This window comes from Stenotrophomonas sp. ASS1, assembly GCF_004346925.1.
GTDB classification, from domain to species: Bacteria; Pseudomonadota; Gammaproteobacteria; order Xanthomonadales; family Xanthomonadaceae; genus Stenotrophomonas; species Stenotrophomonas maltophilia_A.
In genome coordinates this window covers 1,881,988-1,900,199 of the sequence record NZ_CP031167.1, presented here as the reverse complement: position 1 = coordinate 1,900,199, position 18,212 = coordinate 1,881,988, and the positions used below count along the sequence as shown (strand labels likewise).

Here is an 18,212-nt window from a genome sequence, read left to right as displayed (position 1 = left end):
TGTTGCCGGCGCGTTCCCCTCCACGCTGACGCGCGCTCAGTCCTCCTGCACCAGCTTGAACTCGCGCAGCAGACCACCGATCTGGGTCTTGTCCAGCTTGTTCATCAGCAGGTTGCGCAGGAACGCAGGCCCGGGAATATCCAGTTCCTTGCCATCGCGCAGGCGACCGGTCGCCGCCAGCAACGAGCGCACGTCATAGGTGGAATTGAACACCTCCGGCACGCCGCGCTCGATGCCCAGCAGGGTATACACCGCTTCCATCGGTGTGCGCACCGAATACTCGGTGGTGAAGATGCAGTCGCGCTGCTTCGATTCGGCAAACTGACCGATGAAGGCGAAGTTCACCGCACCCTCCGGCACCACGTCCGGGCGATCACCGGCCTGGCGCGGCATGAAGAACGCGGTGATGTACGGCATCATCACCGGCACCGTCTTCGCGCCGGTCGCGGCCAATTCGTCGATCTCCTCCACCGGCACGCCCAGGTGGTACAGCCACTCACGGGTGATCTCCTCGCCGGTGCAGTCCTGCATCGGCTTCTTCACGTAGTCTCCGGGCGTATCCACGAACAGCGAATACACCCAGACCACGATCTGATCCTTGGGCTGGTTCTTGAAATGCGGCTGGCGGTTCACCGTCCAGCTCATCAACCAGCGCGAATCGCGCACGCTGACGATACCGCCGGTCACCACCTTGCCACTGAACGGGTCACGCTTGGCGATCTTCTGGATGTAGGCCGGAATGCGTGCATCCAGCGTGGTCACCGTCGCCGATTCCCACTTGGTCTGCGGAATGTGCGCGCCGAACACGTCCGGACGCCCGAACGCAGGATCCCTGGCGGCAATGCGTCGCCACAGGTCCCAGGCAGGCGCCGGCCCCTCGTTCAAACGCGCCGCCGTGTGGTGATCGCCGTTGTCCGAGTTCTCGGTCAACGAACCGATTGTCATGAACACAAGGTCATCCGCGCTCAGATCCACGCCACCGGCTACACCGTCACGCGTCCAGTGGATGCGCGTGGCCTGCTTGCGGCCGGCCGCCAGATCGAAGTCGACGTCGGTCACCTCGGTGCCGTACTGGAACACCACGCCGTGGTCCTGCAGCCACTTCACCAGCGGCAGCACCAGCGATTCGTACTGGTTGTACTTGGTGAACTTCAGCGCCGAGAAATCCGGCAGGCCGCCGATATGGTGGATGAAGCGATGCAGGTACAGCTTCATCTCCAGCGCCGAATGCCATTCCTCGAAGGCGAACATGGTGCGCCAGTACAGCCAGAAGTTGCTGTCCAGGAAGTCGCGACCCAGCACCTCGTCGATGCGCTTGTTCTCCATCTCCTGCCGGGTGGCCAGGAACAGCGCGATGATGTCCTTCTGCGCCTGCTCGCTCAGCGTGAACAGGCCGTCGGTGTGCGCATCTTCGCCGCGATTGATCGTGGCACGCTGCAGCGAATAGTTCGGATCATCCTTGTTCAACCAGTAGAACTCATCCAACACACTGGCATCTTCAATCTCCAGCGACGGAATCGAGCGGAATAGATCCCACAGGCACTCGAAGTGGTCTTCCATCTCGCGGCCGCCGCGGATCACGAAGCCCTTCTCCGGCACCTTCAGGCCATCCAGCGCGCCACCAGCAATCTGCTGCTGCTCGAGAATGGTGATGCGCTCACCGGCCATGCGGCCGTCGCGCACCAGGAACGCGGCGCCGGCCAGCGAGGCCAGGCCCGAACCGACGAACCATGCGCGCTTGCCGTCGACACCGGCGGGCTTGCGCGGGCGCGCGAAGGCTTCGTAGTTGCCACTGCTGTAGTACATGCGTTGCTCCTTCCTGGAGGGGGTCATCAGGAACCCGCAGTGGAATGACACAGCCATTCCATGCAGGTCATGCCCCTACTCTAGCGCCGAACCGATGTACCGTTTCCTGCACACAGGCTGCGACCGAGTGACGCAGCCACGTCAGAGCTGTCGCCCCAGCAGCATGCCCGGCCAGCCATCCACAATGAACGGCGCGATGCGCGTGTAGCCGCAGGTCTCATAGAAGCGCACCAGATCACCGTTGCCACCGCCGTAGCAGTCCACACGCAGATGGTCGAGCCCGGCAGCGCGCGCCTGCTCATCGGCAAAGGCCATCAGGCGACGGCCAATGCCGCGCACGCGGGCGTCACGCGATGCCACCAGTACCCGCACATACAGCTCCGGCACGGTGGGCGCCGGCACATAGGGCATCGATTCGCCCAGCGCCAGGAACGCGCGCACCACGCCGTGTTCGTTCTGCGCAACCCATGCACCCGGCAGCGCGCAGGCATCGGTCACCTGGGTGATCCGGCGCGGCATCGTGGACCATGGCTCACTGCCCCATTGCTGCAGGTTGCCGATCGATACGAACCATTCGATGACTTCGTCGAAGAGCGTCAGCACCGCAGGGGCATCGTCTACGTTGGCGCGGCGGATGTTCAAGATTTCCTTTCCAGCTTCAGTCATGTGCGCATTCCTTTCAACGCTTCAATCAATTGCGACGAGGATGCCGGCCAGCGGCCGGCACTACCAGGGCTGGAAGTCCGTGAGCCGGATTTGACATGCAGGCATTTACCTGCCTATAGTCCACCCAAGGACGGCGCCTGTCCGCCCAAGCGAGGAACCTGCAATGGTCGATATCGCACACAGGGTCGGCATCAAGACCCCTGCAAGCCAGGTGTACCAAGCTCTGGCAACCCCCGAAGGCGTCGCCGCCTGGTGGGCCGAAGACACCCATGGCGACCGCGTGGCCGGCGGGACGCTCAAGGTTCGCTTCACGAACAACGGCCAGGAAATCGGCGCCATGGAAATGAAACTTGAGCAGCTTGTTCCAGGCGAGCTCGTGCTTTGGCGGTTCCTCGCCGGCCCTGCTGAATGGATCGGCACCCACGCGCGCTTCCTGCTGAAACAGGAAGGTGACTACTGCATCGTGCTGTTCACCCATGAAGGCTGGAAAGAGCGCGTCGAGTTCACCTCCCACTGCAGCACCAAGTGGGCGGTGTTCCTGATGAGCCTGAAGGCGCTGCTGGAAACCGGCAAGGGCCAGCCCAACCCAAACGACGTCAGGATCGACAACTGGAATTGAAGACATCCCCATGGCGGTAGACAACGCGCGCAACACAGACAAGGTCTTCAAGGCACTGGCCGACCCCACGCGCAGGACGCTGCTGGATCTGCTCTGCGAAGACAACGGGCAGACGCTCGGCCAGCTGTGCGAGCACCTGGACATGGCCCGGCAATCGGTCACCCAGCACCTGGGCCTGCTGGAAGACGCCAACCTGATCAGCACCGTGCGCCGCGGCCGCGAGAAGCTGCACTTCATCAACCCGGTGCCCCTGCACGAAGTCTACGAGCGCTGGGTACGCAAGTTCGAGCAGCAGCGCCTGGGCCTGCTGCATGACCTGAAACGAGAACTGGAAGGAGAATGACGATGTCCGCAGCGTCCACCCGCTTCATCCACGTGATCTACATCGCCTCCACGCCGCAGAAGGTGTTCGAGGCCATCACCCGCCCCGAGATCGCCAGCCGCTACTGGGGCCACGAGAACGTCTCGGACTGGAAGCCCGGCTCGCGCTGGCAGCATGTGCGCGCCAACGAAACGCGCTCGGTCGAGCTGGTCGGCGAAGTGGTGGAAAGCACCCCACCCTCGCGGCTGGTCATCACCTGGGCCGCCGCCTCGCAAGCTGAGAACCCGGATGCCTACAGCCGCGTCACCTTCGACATCGTGCCCTACCAGGACATGGTGCGGCTGACCGTCACCCACGACGAACTGGAACCCGGCAGCGGCATGGATACCGGCATCCGCCAGGGCTGGCCGATCGTGCTGTCGAGCCTGAAGTCGTTGTTGGAGACCGGCAAGGGATTGGATGTGTTTGCCAAGCCGCAGTAAACGGCTGCGCCGGGACGACGCCGCAGGCGCCTTGGCCGCTGCGGCGTCGGCAACGCGGCCGATGCCGGTCCGCTAGCGGGCCGTCCAACCCCCATCCACCGGCAACGCCGTGCCGGTGATCTGCGCCGCCGCGTCCGAAGCCAGGAACACCACCACCTCGCCCAGCTGCTCGGGCGTCACGAACTGCAACGACGGCTGTTTTTCAGCCAGCAGCGCACGCGCAGCGGTCTCCTGATCCGTGCCCTCGCGCTCGGCCAACGCGGTGATCTGCTGCTCGACCAGCGCCGTCCGCACCCAGCCCGGGCAGATCGCATTGGCGGTGATGCCGGTGCCCGCGTTCTCCAGCGCGGTCACCTTGGTGAATCCAACCACGCCGTGCTTGGCCGCCACGTAGGCCGACTTGTTCACCGAGCCCACCAACCCGTGCACCGACGCAATGTTGATGATGCGGCCGGCGCCCTGCTGCTTCATGTGGGGCACGGCCGCCGCCGTGGCATGAAACACCGCCGAGAGATTCAGCGCCAGGATCGCATCCCACTTCTCGACCGGAAACTCCTCGATCGACGCGGTGTGCTGGATGCCGGCATTGTTCACCAGAATGTCGATGCGGCCCATCGTCGCGACGGCGCGATCGATCAGTCCGCGCACCGCCTCGCCACGGGACAGGTCGGCACCGTCATGCGCCACGCGAACACCGAACTCGGTTTCCAGGTTGGTACGGATGCGTTCGATCTCCGCCGCATCGCCAAAGCCATTCAGCACAATATCGGCGCCTTGCCGCGCCAGCGCCGTGGCGATACCAAGACCGATACCACTGGTGGAACCGGTCACCACCGCAACCTTTCCAGAGAACATGGGTGAGCTTCCATTGGGCGTAGGTGGCCAGTGTAGCTTCACCGGCGCGCCCCTTTAAGCGACGCTACCTTGGTCAATCAACGGTTAGAACGCGTTAGGTACCCGCCGAGGGAAGTGTCCAGCGTTCATTCAAAACGGACGGTACACCTCAGAGGGGGCACAGTCGTGGCCTCCTAGCGATACTGTCCGACTCCGACATAGGGCAATGCATCCATGCTTTGCCCGGCGGATCGAAATCGAACAGGTCCGAAAATAGCTTCTGCGGCCGTTCTACTCCCCCCACCGCCAACCGGGCGGGGCGCCTTTCATCCAGCAGATAAGGACAAGGACCAACACTACGGCCCACGTGTAGAGCTGAAACGCGATGGGCTCGCGAAATGGAGAGAACAGAAACGGACCTGCCAGCAGCAGGCCGAATGCGACTGCGTACACAAGCCAGCCCTGCCACGCGCACGGCATCCCCCAACCCCATCCGTACTTTTTCCTGGTAAACCAGTACTTCCTGCTGATCATTGCAATCTTCCTCGATGGCCGCCGGTCTCACGTACCTGATCCAAGCATGCTTTGAGCTGTTCGTGAAGACGTCGGTCCAGAATCAAGTCAGTATCCCCTCTGGCTGTGACGAGAACAGAGCTACGGTCCGTGCGCAGCACGAAGACGTTGCGACCGCTGTGCATGCGGAACTTGCCAAGCTCAACGCCACCGGTGCTCGTTCCAAGTTGCCGGTGAGGCAGCGTGATCCTTGAAGCATCTATGCCGAGAGGAAGCGCGTAGGCGTGAATCAGGGATACGTCCAGCGTCGATCGGCACATCATCAGGAACTACTCCGCAGAGATTGACCGCATGCCTTAAACGTAAATCGTCTCGACAATTGTCTCAAATGCGTCTTCGTCACAGGTGAAAAGGCCCACGCTTCGCATCGCGCGCAGAAACGAGCGGACCTCGTTCCATGTTACGGGCTTTGCGTGTTCATCGCAGATCATACTTGCACTGCCACGCATGAGAATGCTTCGGCATCAGATACCGCGCAACAAACGCCCATCTCTCATCGATCACATCGGTCGAACATGGGCTGCGCGCTGTGATGCCATTGCAGTGACACTGTTCATACCGAACTTCAAACACGCTCTAGAAGAGAACGCTCGCTCGATCAACGGTCGCGAGCGGGTTGGCCTTCCGCACCGCCTCCAGAAAGAGCAGGAAGTCGCGGTTGAACAGCGTCAGGTTGTTGGTAAACGTCACGCACTTTCTGCCCGATGCTTTGCTGAAGCACACCTGCCAGACATAGCGCCCGTAGATCCTGTCAGACGTTCGTGTGACTGAGGTGATCTGCGAAAGCGGAACCGCCGTGGGCACCGGCCCACGTCGCAGGTAGAAGGATTCTGTATCAAAGAAATAGTGCTCGCGATCCTCTTTGCCATCCACCATCACCAAGGTCATGGACTTGCCAGAAATCCGGCGAGGGGGATCCAAACGCAGCCCTGATCCCAATGCAGAACGCGCGGTCGCTGACATTCGCCGAAGGGTGAACCAGAGGATCACCAACGGAAGTGCCGCGAGGACAATGAAGCCTACGGTCTTCAAAACAGTTTCCAGCGTGCTGGGCACACAGATCTCCAGGATGAACTTTCAGGCGATGCCCAAATAGATCCACGCCACGCGTGGATGGCCCTCCCTCAAGGCCCCATCACTTCCAATGATCCGGCCCCAGGAACGGCAGGCTCAACACAAACACCGGAACCGCCACAGGTATCAACGCCGCGCCCAGCACCTTGCCGGCCGCTGTCCCAACACCCGGCTTGTCCTCCCGCTCCGGCAGGATCCGCTGCGCCCTAGCACTGATCGGCTGCGCCAGCTTCCCCTTCTCCGCCAGCGCAGCGGCATCCGGCAACTTCACCCGCTCGCCGTCGCCCTCGAACAGCGCGCTGTAATAGCTGCCGCCCTTCGTTGAAAGGTTGCAGGCCCGATCAAACGCCAGCGCATAACGGCTCCGATCCTGCGGCAGGTAATAGCGCGCACGCTCATCCACATACTTCGCCTCGCGCGGTAGCACTTCAATCCGCTCCAGCTTGAACTGCGCGGCCTGTTCCGGCGTCACCTGCTCCGGCCGCAGCAGCAGCGCATAGCTGCCGTGCACCTTGGCCTTGTTGGCCGGGTCGCGCCAATCCTCATGGAAGTACATCTGCGCGCAGGCCACCGCCTCGCGCAGCGGGCTGTCCATCAGCGCGCGGTACTCGCGGAACGGCTCGGCATTGAAACGCATCGGCTCTTCAAAGCGCGGCAGCAGATACAACTGGCCGTCGTCGGCCACGAACGCACCCGTGATCTCGCGGCTTGAGGCGTGCTCCTCCGGGCCACTGGCACAGCCAGACAACAGGCCAAGGCACAGGGCGGAGAGAATGAAGAAGGACGTTCGCATGTCGTGTTCGAGGGCTTCCCTGGGAAAACGGCCCCGCCCGGAAGGACGAGGCCAGCCCGTCATGGTGCCATGGCAGCCCCGCCGTGCCCAATCAATGCGACTCCACCACGCCCACGACGCGGTCAAACCTGCAGTTGCGCAGATCCTCACGACTCAACCAGAACGTGGCCTGGCCACAGTCACCAAAGACCAGATCAATCGCCGGGTCACACGCCAACTGCAGCAGGCAGACCGCGTCGCCCTCGCCTTCCACGTCGGGTACGATGCCGTGCAAGCGCGGTATGTGCCCCAGCATCTGGTGCACGCGCGTCTCGGCGCAGCGCTTGCGGCCATCAGGCAACGTGCCCAGGCTTTCATCAAACGGCAGATGTTCTTCCTGCAAGTGGCGGTACATCAGTGCAGGAATGCGTGCGGCCGCAACGGGTGACCCTGCCGCGTAGGCAACTGCCGCCAGCAGTCCCTTTGTGAACGCCCGGCCCATGCCCAGGTCGGTCAGCGTCATACGCTCGAATTCGTCGCTGATCTGTCCGATAATCCACTCACGGAATGCCTCCCGCGTTGCATCATCCGGAGCTTCGTCCAGGCCAATGGCGGCGGCGCGCTTCACCCATGCGCGTACGTCGGCGTAATCAATTTTCCCGCGCTTGCCTGCACGCCGCTCATTGCCGATCACCCGCGAAAGGCGGTCCATGATGATGCCTACATGGGGAAAATCGGTCTGGTAACGCAGCCATTGCACCGGGAAGGTCCACGCAGGTGACTGCGGGCGCTCCCATTCCGTGGCTGCATCCGCGCGCGGAAACAGGCCCGTGGCCGCCACCACCGCACCCAGCCGCATTTCTTCCCGGCGCGAGGGGTAGATATCGTAATACGGCCGATCCTCCTCACCCGGCGACAGCTCCAGCTCGTCCGGCCAGGTATCCATGCGCCGCGCCACCAAGGGCCATTGAACATGCACGCACGGCCCATCCTCCTCAGGTAGCAGCCATGCGGGATTGCGGTGCGCATGGTCCGAGGGGCCTTCATCCAGAATCGGACGCATACCGTCCGGCAGCGCACGCACGTGCTGATCGACCGCTACCTCAGCCGCGTACAGTACACGCACGCGTTGCTGTGGTTCGTCCGTGTCCCAGATCTGCTCTTCGTCGTTCATGGCGAAAAAGAACAGCATGCCCTGCGAGGGCATATCGGGATCCACGCGTGGCAGCTCGGCGCAATCGATCTGCGCCAGGAAGTGCATCGGCGCCGCTTCGCCATAACTTTCCCCAACCGGCCAATCCATGCCATCGGGCAATTGCGGCAGACCGCCTAGACGGCTGCGAACCCTGGGGAATGCCGCCGGCGGGTAGAAACGCTGCAGCACCAGGGCCGGGGTGCGATGCTTGGCGAAGAAGGCCTCAAGCACGGCTTCGGCATGGTGGTCACGCTGGTCGGCGTGGTACATTGAATCTGCCTGAGCATCCATTTCAGTGACGTCCTTTTGAGTCTGGATCGAGCACCACAGGTATATCACCACCCGGCCTGCCTGTAGCGCCCGGCGATGATCCGCTGCCCAGCGCGCCAGTGCGCGTTGGTTGGCGAAGTGGGCCAGTGGGTGCGGGCCGCGCCTCCTGACCAAGGGCCAGGTCAGCCAGCCGGCAGGCCTTTGAAGAAGCGCAGCGACATAAGCCGCATTTCCAGCATGCTAATTACGGCATCAGCCGGGCGGCGTCGCCGTGATGCGATGCCCATCTCGGTCCCAATTCCGGCCGGTAGTGTCCGTAGTGTGTGGTTACGGCGCGGCGCACTGTCCCGCTGCAGCAGCGCCTGATGGACTCAAATGGCCCTTTGGCCTTCCGCGTGGGCGAGGGGGCGCAGGCCCCTTCAGCCCTGGAGCGACGCCGGCAGCATCGTGATTGCTGCCAGGCTTGTCGCAATCACCAAGCACTTTGCCCCGCTACCGGGGAACGGATGAAGAAGAATGCCCACTCTTGAGAGGAGAACGCGGTAATGAACGCAGATGATGTGAAGTCGATACCGATGATGGACCCGCTCGCGAAGCAGCACACAGATGGATCGAATGCATCCAGACGCACAATCTACGTAGACCTTGACGGTGTGATGGCCGATTTCGACGCGGCATTTCCCACCCTGTTTGGCTTGGACCATCGATTGCTTGCCGACGATGAGATGTGGAAGCACATCAACAACCACCCGTCGTTTTTCCGCGACCTGCCGCCGATGCAGGGTGCAGTGGAGTTCTTCCACAGCATCCACCACTTGAATCCGGTCATTCTCACTGCCTGCCCGAAATCGAACTATCCGCTCGCTGCCATGCAGAAGCGACAGTGGGTTCGCGAACACCTGTCAGCGACCTGCCTGGTGTTGCCTGTGCTTGGCGGCAGGCACAAGCCTCTTTTCATGCACCAGCCGGGCGATGTTCTGATCGATGATCTCGAAACGAACTGTGATGCCTGGACGGCGGCGGGAGGCGTGGCGATCAGGCACTCCGGCGATTGGGCCGTAACGCGTCACGCGCTTTCCGAGATAGAAGATCTGTCAGCAACAGCGCTCGTGGCGAGCTGATTCTTCCCGTAACGGCCACGTTGATGTTTCCATGGACAGGCCGAGGAGCTGGCCCCTCGGCCCACAAGGCTGGCAGCCTGCTTTGTAGCCCCACCCTACTTCAACCGCTCCACCAACCGCTGCCCCACCTCCAACGCCGAAGCCGGGTTCTGCCCGGTAATCAGCTCGCGGTCCACCACCACATGCCCCGTCCACGGCGTGGCATTGCTGCTGAACATCGCACCCGCCCGCTGCAACGCCGTCTGCGGGTAGAACTTCATCTCACCGCCGCCCAGAAGCGGCTTGGCCTGCGCTTCTTCCTGGTTGCTGATCACCGTCATCTGGTAGCCGCTGTAAATCCACTTCGGCGTAGCCGGCATCGCCCCAACTTCCAACTTCGCCACGAAACCATCCGCATCCGGCAGCGTGGACAGCAGCGCGATCGGCCCGTGGCAGACCAGCGCGGTGGTCTTGTTGCGCTGGTGGAAGTCGGCCAGCAACCGGCCCAGCGCCGGGCTCTTCAGCAGGTCCTGCATCGGCGCGTGCCCACCGGGAATGTAGACCGCATCGAAACGCGCGTAACCCTGCTGCTCGATGCGCGCCAGGCTGACCACCGGCGACGCCGTCGGCGAGGTCAGCGCCAGCTTCTCCAGCAGCTCCTTGTGCAGCGCCAGCTGTGCGGCATCGTTTCTGAAGTACGCCGGCGTCACAGAGGACGCATCCACCGTCGGCGCCCGCCCCTGCGGCGTGGCGAAGGTCACCTCGTGGCCCGCGTCCAGCAGCAGCTTGACCGGCTGCATCAGCTCGTTGAGATAGAAGCCGGTGGACAGCACCTTGCCGTCCTTCAGGTCCAGGTGGTTTTCGTCGGACAGCACCACCAGCACGTTGGCGGCCTGCGCGCTGCTGGCGGACAGGGTCAGGGCCAGCGCTGCGGCCAGCCAGGTCATCAGGTTCATGGGGAGCTCCTATCGGGGAATGGCGGCCACTTTATTCATCGCCCCAGCGGCGATAAATTGGCCCCATCGCAAAACATCTGTTCCCCGGAGAGCCAAATGAGCCGCAAGTTCGACTACCTGGGCGATGTGGAGGTGTTCCTGGCGGTGGTCGAGCACGGCTCGTTCACGGCTGGCGCGGTGGCGCTGTCCACCACGCCCTCGGTGCTGAGCCGCGCGGTCACCCGCCTGGAAGCGCGGCTGGGCCGGCAGCTGCTGCAGCGGACCACCCGCCGCGTGGGCCTGACCGACGCCGGGCGGCTCTATCTGGAACAGGTGCGCACTGCCTTCGGCCTGCTGGACGACGCCGAGCGCGACGTACTGGCCCAGGACGGTGCGCTGGCCGGCCGCGTGCGCCTGAGCGTGCCCACCACCTATGGCCACTACCGGCTGCCGCCCGTGCTGGCGCGCTTTGCGCAGCAGTACCCGCAGGTGCAGGTGGAACTGAACATCACCAACCGCAACGTGGACCTGGTGGCCGAAGGCTTCGACCTGGCCATCCGCCTGGGCCAGCTGCCGGACAGCGGGCTGGTAGCGCGAAAGCTGGAAGACGCGCCACTGCTGCTGCTGGCCGCGCCGGACTACCTGCAGCGCCGCGGCACGCCGCAGACGCTGGACGACCTGCAGCAGCACCTGTGCCTGCCCTTTGTGATGCCACGCACCGGGCGGTTGGCGCCGTGGATCTTCCGCGACGACGGGTGCGACGTGGACTGGCTGCCGCGTTCGTCCATCGAGACCTCCGACGATGTGCTGGGCGTGGTATCGCTGGCCGAACAGGGCATCGGCATCTGCCAGAGCTATGCGTTCATCGTGCGCGAGCGGCTGCAACGTGGGCAGTTGGTGGAAGTGCTGCCGCAGCTGCGGGGGCGCTCGCGGCCGTTCTCGGTGATCTATGCGCCGCATCGGCGGCAGTCGGCGGCGGCGCGGGCGATGATTGAGTTGCTGGTGGGGAATGCCAGCGCGGCCGAGGATCGCGTTGGTTGAGGCTGCGAGGTTCGCTGGCGGTGTCGGGTTTGAACCGATTTTCGGGCTGTGCGGTCGGTCGCGCGCCGCTGCCACTCGGTGCGGATTAAGAACTGTTGCAAAGAAGGCTGTCGCGCAATCCGCTTGCGGCATGGGCGATTGCGTCAGTTTGATTCGCCATCAGCAGAGCAGCTGCGCGAATGCGTCCGGCGGTGTCGCGCGCTGCACGAATGGTGCGTGCAACAATAGTTCTTCGCTCTCGGATTCCTCGATTCCTTCGCGAATTTCTATTGGCATTCGGAGCGGCGGCGTAAACACCATGGCGCGCCACCGACAAAGGGTGGTCGGGTCTGCAAACCCGAAGAAAGCGATGTCTGTAGTTTGCGCTTGCCCGTCGGCACCGTCCTTAACCGGTGCCGGCGGGCAATCCGTCGGCCTGTATGGCGGGCGGTGCGTGGGGGCCCTCGGGCCCGCCGGTCTTATGACATCGCTTCTTCCGGTTTGCAGCCACGCATCGTCCGCCACCCTTCGCGGTGGCGCTGTTAAGCACAGCCACGGAAGCCGACGCCATGAACGAATCCGACACCTTTTCCTCGTACACCGTTGTTGAGCCCATCAATGACGACACTCCCCTGCCCGACCTGAACTCCCTGCTCGGCATCCTTAGGCGCATGCGCGGCTGTGAGGGCGCTGATGGGCACCCGTGGCCAGAAACCGACGTATCACCCGGTCGCCGCGTGAGCCTGGCCAGGACCGAACGCGCAATGGTGGGAGCACTGACGGTGCTGGAGCTGCTGCATGCGGCAGACCGCTGCCGGGTGGCTGCGGACCCGGAGCGGCATTTGGATGAGGGGATTGTGGATGGGTTGTTTCTGGCCTGCCGGGGGTTGGTTGAGTGGGCTTGTCGGGAGGTTAGGCCGGAGTGATTGGCTTGATGAATCTTAGCTGGGCATAGCCATACTTGTGCAGCTGGGAGTGTCCGATTCTTGTGTTCGGGCGATGGCAGTAATATCCCGATATCACGTACGGTTGCAAAAGAGCTGCAAACTTCTGACCATGCCTAGCGACCCTTAGCCGCACTCTTGAATTGTCGCGTCGCTAGTATGTATTCAAACACTTCCACTCGTGCTGCATTCAGTATGGGTGGCTCGTTCTATACGTCCGCTCACGCTTGAGCAACCCATGCATGGCCTTCCTCATCAGTACGCGCAAACCCGCCATGAAACTCTGACGGGGCGGTCTCCACCAGCAGCCGGACCACCCGTCAGAGAGCTGAGCGATGCCCAGCGCACCCGGATACCGCAGCACGAAAATCTTCAACCGAGAGCGTGGGCAAGAGCAAGTGCAAGTTACGGCTGTTTATCTCGGAAGATAAACAACTTGGCATGCACTACTTCACCACCTCCATCAGCTTGCCGAAACTGTCCACGACGTCGTACTTGACGTTTTCCGAGGCGTAGCAGCGGTTCATCTCATCGAAGAACTTGCGGGCGCACTTGATCTTGGTCTTTTCGATTTCACGCAGGTCCAACGAGGACATGGAGCCCTTGGTCTCTGCCACAAAATAGATGTGCTTGACAGCGCCTTCCTTGAAGCTGATTGCCCAGTCCGGGTTGTAGTCGCCCACGGGCGTGGGGATCAGGAAGCCGCGCGGCAACTTGGCATAGACCACCACTTCATTTGCTGTGTCGAGTTCTCTCACGAACTCCCGCTCCACCTTCGAATCCGTCGCAACATAATCGTAGATGTGCCGCTGGAGCTTTTCCCCGGCCATGCTGAAGTCCTGTTTGGTTTGTCCAGCGGTAAAAATGTCAAGGTCGAACTTGTCCTCGATGGGATCGTAGGCCAAGTGTTCGATGATGACCGTGGCCTTCTGCTCGTTGATTAGCCGCGTGGACTCGCTGATGAAGCTTTCTGGGTTGGTTCTGAACTGTGCAAAAACCGCGACGTCAATACCCTTGAGAATTTCCGCCACCGTGCGGCGAGTCAATTGAGTACCTTCGGCCAGCTTGCCGATCAGGTCGTACTTGATTGCTGAAGGAATCGACTGCTTGTTGTATTCGGTCCTGATGTCGGAAACCTTGAAACTATCTCCACGCTTTAGCGCCTCGCCGGTCACCTCGTTGATCTGTTCGCCCGCTTGGATTGTGTATTGCAGCGGGGTCACGTGCAGGGCCGCATCCAGCTCCTTGATCGCCTTCTGCACCAGCTCGTCCGAGTCGAAATCGACACTATAGGCCGCCTTGCGGTTGATGCGGTTCCACAGTGTCTTGAACTCCTGCTTGTCGAAGTTGGTGTTGAGCGGGTTCTTCTTGGGTTTGCGGCCATCGCCGATGCTGGGCAATTGGCTGGCGCTGAACACACTGTCGATAAGCTGGTACACCTGCGCGGCGTGCGGCTTCAGTTCGTCTGGCAGATCGCCCAGGGTTCCGGCCTTCTTGGCATCGTGATACGCACCCGTGATCCGATCTGAATCGTCCGTGTAGTCGTTCTTGACCAGATAGCGGTAAATCTGCCTCGCCATTTGCGGCGTAACCGGCACGTCGCCGGTCGCTGTTTTCAGCACCTTGCCGGTGAAGTACTCCTCATTTGCCACGCGCGGACGTTCAGAAAGCGAATCGCTGATGTCCTTCTGCAGCCCGGCAACGTAGTCCTTGTAGCTCTCACTGGCGACCACAGTCAGCACGTTCACGTCGTGAACGGTAGCTGGGTGATCCATTCGGTCGCCTGTCTGGTTCACAGATAGCCGCAAGCCACGCCCCACCTCCTGGCGGCGGGAGATGGTGTTGTCGCTGTGCTTGAGTGCGCAGATAACAAACACGTTCGGGTTGTCCCAACCTTCGCGCAGGGCCGAGTGCGAGAAAATGAAGCGCACCGGCTCGGCGAGCGACAGCAAGCGTTCCTTGTCCTTCAAGATCAGATCGTAGGCATCCACGTCATCTGAAAGCCCTGCGTTCTCGCCGCGCGCAGCAACCGTCGGGTCAGCCAGCCGCTTGGTTTTCTTGTCAACGGAAAAGTAGCCGCTGTGGGTCCTGCCCGCAGCAATGCCCTTCAGGTACTTGACGTAGGCGGTATCGTCCAGATCGACCACCTCGTTCAAGTACTGCATGTACTCCTCTTCAAAGATGCGGGCGTATTCGCCTTTTTCGTCCGCCTGCGTGTAGTCGCGGTACTTGGCCACCTCGTCGATGAAGAACAGGGTCAGCACCTTCACACCTTGTTGGAACAGCGCCTGCTCCTTGTCGAAGTGCGCCTTGATAGCTTCCCGAATCTGGATGCGACGCAATGCCGCTTCAGTCACATCGCCGGTGGCGTCGCCGACCGTCAGCTCCACACCGTTGGTAAAGCTCAGGGTATCGGTGTTGGCGTTGATATCACTGACGAAGTAATTTCGGTACTGTTCCAGTCCGCCCGACATATCGAACAGATCATCTCCCTTGCAGAGTTTTCTCACCACACGCTTGATACTGCCGCCCGTCAACTTCCGCTCGAACTCGACGCGTGCCTCGGGCGGTTTCTTGCTCGAAATCTCAATGGATTGCAGGTACAGATAGCCTGCCGTACCTGCCAGCCCCTTCACCGCGATACCGCGCACGGCGATTTTCTTCACCAGCTTCTGGTTGTAGGCATCCAGTGCATCCAGCCGGTGAATCTTGTTGTGGGTGGTCTTGTGGGTGGCCGAGTAGCGCAGCACCGCTAACGCCTTGAATTCTTCGAGCGATTTCAGAGTAGCCGCACCTTCCATCTTCTGCGGCTCATCCAGAATCATGACCGGGCGGTTTGCACTGATTACGTCAATGGGCCGGCGCGATTGGAAATCGTCCAACACGTCGTAGATGCGGCGGTTCTCCGCCCCGCGCGAGGCGAAAGCCTGCACGTTGATCACCATCACGTTGATGCCCGCGTCCGACGAGAAGCTCTCCAGGTGGTGCAGTTGCTTGGAGTTGTAGATGAAGAAGCGCGCCTTCTTCTGGTATGTCTCCAGGAAGTGCTCGGCGGTGATGTCCAGCGACTTGGCCACACCTTCACGGATGGCGATGCTGGGCACCACGATGATGAACTTGCTCCAGCCATACAGCTTGTTCAACTCGAAGATGGTCTTGATGTAGCAGTAGGTCTTGCCCGTGCCGGTTTCCATCTCGATGTCGAGATTGACCTTGGCGACCTTGGTTTTGACCAGCGCATCCGACAGCGGGAGGTTCTGCGCCCGCTGCACCGCGTGGATGTTGTCCAGCAGGGTTGTCTCCAGCAAAGTAAGGTCGGAATTGCGGAAAGCCGCCCCCTGTTCTGTCGCTGCATCTGGCGCGGACTCCAGCACCAGCGCACCCTGTGGGCTGGTGGTTACCGCCTTGCGGGAGCCGGGGTCAAGACGATAGCGAATGCCGCCGTGCTGCGGCACCTGCCCCTTGAAGCAATCCACTACAGCCTGCACGGCAACAGTCTGGTAGGCCTGCGTTTTGAACTTCAGCTTCATCGCAGCCCCCTCAAATGCACTTCACTTCGGTGGATGGCGACAAGAGCTTGAAGATTTGCTCCACGTTGATCTTGACGGCGTTGTCCTTGAACCCGGCGTCGCGGAACACCACACGCAGCGGCTTGTGGTTGGCTAGTTCCTTGACGAAGGTCTCGTCGATGCCGCCATGCGCGTCGAAGCAGGCAGCCAGCAGGTTGCCGTCCACGAAGAACGCGTCCTTGCTCTGGATGGCTCTCTTCTCGATGGGCAGGGCGAGGTCAACACCCCAGTCGAGCATCACCTGAAACAGCAGGTCTTCCGCTGTGCGGTCGGGCTTGATGTTCTCCACGAACAGGTCAAGGTTGGCTTTTTCCAGCGCATCAGGTGCGTAGTAGACGTCAGCCATGTTCGAGGTGTCGATCTTGAGGACGCGGAAGCCCACGTCCCGATTCCAATCTTGAGCGCCGCTCTTGTTGCGCAACGCCACGCCTGCCCGGCGGATTCGCTCCTTTGAAATCTCAGAGATGAGTGGCTTCAAGCCGACTTGCGTGCAGAACTGAAGCGCTTCTTTCGCATCCTTGCTCTCCTGCCCGATCTCCTCGGGGTACTGCACGCTGATGAAGCGGCGATTGCTGCCGTCGCGGCGGCTGATCTCCATCGTCGCGTGTGCCATTGTCGAAGACCCAGCAAACAGGTCGAGGCAGATGTCTTTCGGCCCGGTCATGAAGGAGATGAGCCGCTCCATCAAAACGATGGGCTTGGGGTTTGAAAACACCTTCTTCCCTTCAGGGAAGAGAGTCCTTAGGTCGTATGCGCCAGACCTTCCGTCCAGATCGAACACGCTGGACAGCTTGTCCTCGAACTCATAAGCATACGCCTTCAATTCGATGAGCTTACTTTCATCTTCACCAAACAAAACCTTCTTCGCATCAAGCAGGCGCTTCATGGTTTCTTCTGGGAAGCGGTATCCCATAAGCGGTTGCTTACAGGGCTTCTGGGTAGTCGGATGAATCACGTCATACCGATAACCTTCCTTTCCGGGGTTGTGAACGCTGCGACTACCCGCATATACCCCATTCTTGTCGATGAACTTGTAATCAGCCAACGGACCGAGTTGGTCCTTGTTCTCACGAAACCATGCAGTGTAAGCAGCCTGTAGCTGATCGGCATCATCGGGATGCTTGGCGACCAGTTCATTCCCAATTTTGATGAGGACTTCTTTAACGTCGGAGACTGAACTCTTCCACACACCTTCAAGATCGCCTTTGCTTCGTGCAAAGACGTGGATGCTCTCGTGCTCGACCGCAATATTGCTCGGGTTGTTGTCGGTGGCGTTCTTCCAAATCAAGGTGCCGAGGAAATTCGACTCGCCAAATACCTCGTAGCATAGATGCAGAACATTGGCCGTTTCGGCGTCGTCAATGGAAATCGCAATGACACCGGCGGGAGTCAGGAGGTTGCGTGCTACGCGAAGGCGCTGATACATCATTCCTAGCCAATCGGAATGGAATCGACCATTAGCCTCGGTGTTGGCAACAAGCCTGTTGCCCTGCTCGTCAGACTGATTACTCTGGGTCAGGTACTCGTATGTGTTGCCGACGAAGTCGTCCCGATAGACAAGATTGTTGCCCTTCTTGCGGTTGTATGGCGGGTCGAGATAAATCAGCTTGACCCTGCCCAGATACGCCTCCTGCAATAGCTTCAACGCATCCAGGTTGTCGCCTTCGATGAACAGGTTCTTCGTAGTATCGAAGTCCACGCTTTCGCTGCGCACTGGGCGCAGCGTCTTGGCAATCGGCGCATTGGCCGTCAGCAGCGCCTCACGCTTGCCCGGCCAGTTCAGGTGGTAGCGTTCCTGCGGGCCTTCGACGAGGATAGCGGACAGTTCCTGCCTGAGCTGGTCGAAATCCACCGCCAATTTCACGCTGCCATTTTCCCCTTTGGCTTCGGTCACGCAACCCGGAAACATCTCGCGGATGTGGGTGATGTTGTCTTCGGCCAGGTTGGGTGAGTGCATTTTCAGTTTTTTCATATTCTTTTCCTTTGGTCGCCAGTGCGTGGCGGCTCGCGACTCCAATTCTTGTTGGGCTG

General features: G+C 61.1%; 15 protein-coding genes. 6 read left to right on the top strand and 9 right to left on the bottom strand.

The genetic code is table 11. The annotated features are described in order from the left end of the window. Positions 1-36 precede the first annotated feature (36 nt). A complete protein-coding gene (locus tag MG068_RS09050; protein ID WP_132809960.1) occupies positions 37-1,806 on the bottom strand; it encodes an oleate hydratase in 1,770 nt (589 codons plus the stop codon). A gap of 141 nt (positions 1,807-1,947) precedes the next feature. Continuing rightward, entirely contained in the window at positions 1,948-2,472 is a 525-nt protein-coding gene (locus MG068_RS09045) for a GNAT family N-acetyltransferase (RefSeq protein WP_132809959.1), read from the bottom strand. 163 nt (positions 2,473-2,635) lie between these two features. Between MG068_RS09045 and MG068_RS09040 the strand changes: the two genes are divergently transcribed. The 3 genes from MG068_RS09040 to MG068_RS09030 are packed head-to-tail and all read left to right on the top strand — an operon-like array spanning position 2,636 to position 3,895. Further along, positions 2,636-3,091, top strand: coding sequence for an SRPBCC family protein (locus tag MG068_RS09040; protein ID WP_132809958.1), 456 nt, complete (start codon positions 2,636-2,638; stop codon positions 3,089-3,091). A 10-nt stretch (positions 3,092-3,101) separates the two neighbouring features. Further along, complete coding sequence (locus MG068_RS09035) at positions 3,102-3,434, top strand: ArsR/SmtB family transcription factor (RefSeq protein ID WP_132809957.1); 333 nt, start codon at positions 3,102-3,104, stop codon at positions 3,432-3,434. A 2-nt stretch (positions 3,435-3,436) separates the two neighbouring features. Then, positions 3,437-3,895 carry an SRPBCC family protein gene (locus MG068_RS09030; protein ID WP_087922332.1) on the top strand — a complete coding sequence of 153 codons (459 nt, stop codon included), beginning with the start codon at positions 3,437-3,439 and terminating at the stop codon, positions 3,893-3,895. A 72-nt stretch (positions 3,896-3,967) separates the two neighbouring features. On the opposite strand, the gene MG068_RS09025 is transcribed toward MG068_RS09030, so the two are convergent. The 4 genes from MG068_RS09025 to MG068_RS09000 form a co-directional block, all read right to left on the bottom strand. After that, positions 3,968-4,750, bottom strand: coding sequence for a 3-hydroxybutyrate dehydrogenase (locus tag MG068_RS09025; protein ID WP_132809956.1), 783 nt, complete (start codon positions 4,748-4,750; stop codon positions 3,968-3,970). Positions 4,751-5,878: 1,128 nt separating this feature from the next. Then, positions 5,879-6,358 carry a hypothetical protein gene (locus MG068_RS09010; RefSeq protein WP_240792124.1) on the bottom strand — a complete coding sequence of 160 codons (480 nt, stop codon included), beginning with the start codon at positions 6,356-6,358 and terminating at the stop codon, positions 5,879-5,881. 79 nt (positions 6,359-6,437) lie between these two features. Beyond that, entirely contained in the window at positions 6,438-7,169 is a 732-nt protein-coding gene (locus MG068_RS09005) for a hypothetical protein (protein ID WP_132809955.1), read from the bottom strand. A 91-nt stretch (positions 7,170-7,260) separates the two neighbouring features. Next, positions 7,261-8,613, bottom strand: a complete 1,353-nt coding sequence (locus MG068_RS09000) for a DUF1963 domain-containing protein (protein ID WP_165929933.1) — start codon at positions 8,611-8,613, stop codon at positions 7,261-7,263. 545 nt (positions 8,614-9,158) lie between these two features. On the opposite strand from MG068_RS09000, the gene MG068_RS08995 reads away from it, so the two are divergent. Next, positions 9,159-9,734 (top strand): 5' nucleotidase, NT5C type, encoded by a 576-nt coding sequence (locus tag MG068_RS08995; RefSeq protein ID WP_132809953.1) that lies wholly within the window; start codon positions 9,159-9,161, stop codon positions 9,732-9,734. A gap of 95 nt (positions 9,735-9,829) precedes the next feature. On the opposite strand, the gene MG068_RS08990 is transcribed toward MG068_RS08995, so the two are convergent. Beyond that, positions 9,830-10,669, bottom strand: a complete 840-nt coding sequence (locus tag MG068_RS08990) for a type 1 glutamine amidotransferase domain-containing protein (protein ID WP_132809952.1) — start codon at positions 10,667-10,669, stop codon at positions 9,830-9,832. A gap of 96 nt (positions 10,670-10,765) precedes the next feature. On the opposite strand from MG068_RS08990, the gene MG068_RS08985 reads away from it, so the two are divergent. Continuing rightward, the gene (locus tag MG068_RS08985) at positions 10,766-11,689 is read left to right on the top strand and encodes a LysR family transcriptional regulator (RefSeq protein ID WP_132809951.1); all 924 of its coding nucleotides are present in this window, start codon (positions 10,766-10,768) and stop codon (positions 11,687-11,689) included. A gap of 548 nt (positions 11,690-12,237) precedes the next feature. After that, positions 12,238-12,594, top strand: a complete 357-nt coding sequence (locus MG068_RS08980; protein WP_132809950.1) for a hypothetical protein — start codon at positions 12,238-12,240, stop codon at positions 12,592-12,594. A 464-nt stretch (positions 12,595-13,058) separates the two neighbouring features. On the opposite strand, the gene MG068_RS08975 is transcribed toward MG068_RS08980, so the two are convergent. Both MG068_RS08975 and MG068_RS08970 read right to left on the bottom strand, forming a co-directional pair. Then, a complete protein-coding gene (locus MG068_RS08975; protein WP_132809949.1) occupies positions 13,059-16,142 on the bottom strand; it encodes a type III restriction-modification system endonuclease in 3,084 nt (1,027 codons plus the stop codon). A gap of 10 nt (positions 16,143-16,152) precedes the next feature. Next, positions 16,153-18,153, bottom strand: a complete 2,001-nt coding sequence (locus tag MG068_RS08970) for a site-specific DNA-methyltransferase (protein WP_132809948.1) — start codon at positions 18,151-18,153, stop codon at positions 16,153-16,155. Positions 18,154-18,212 lie beyond the last annotated feature (59 nt).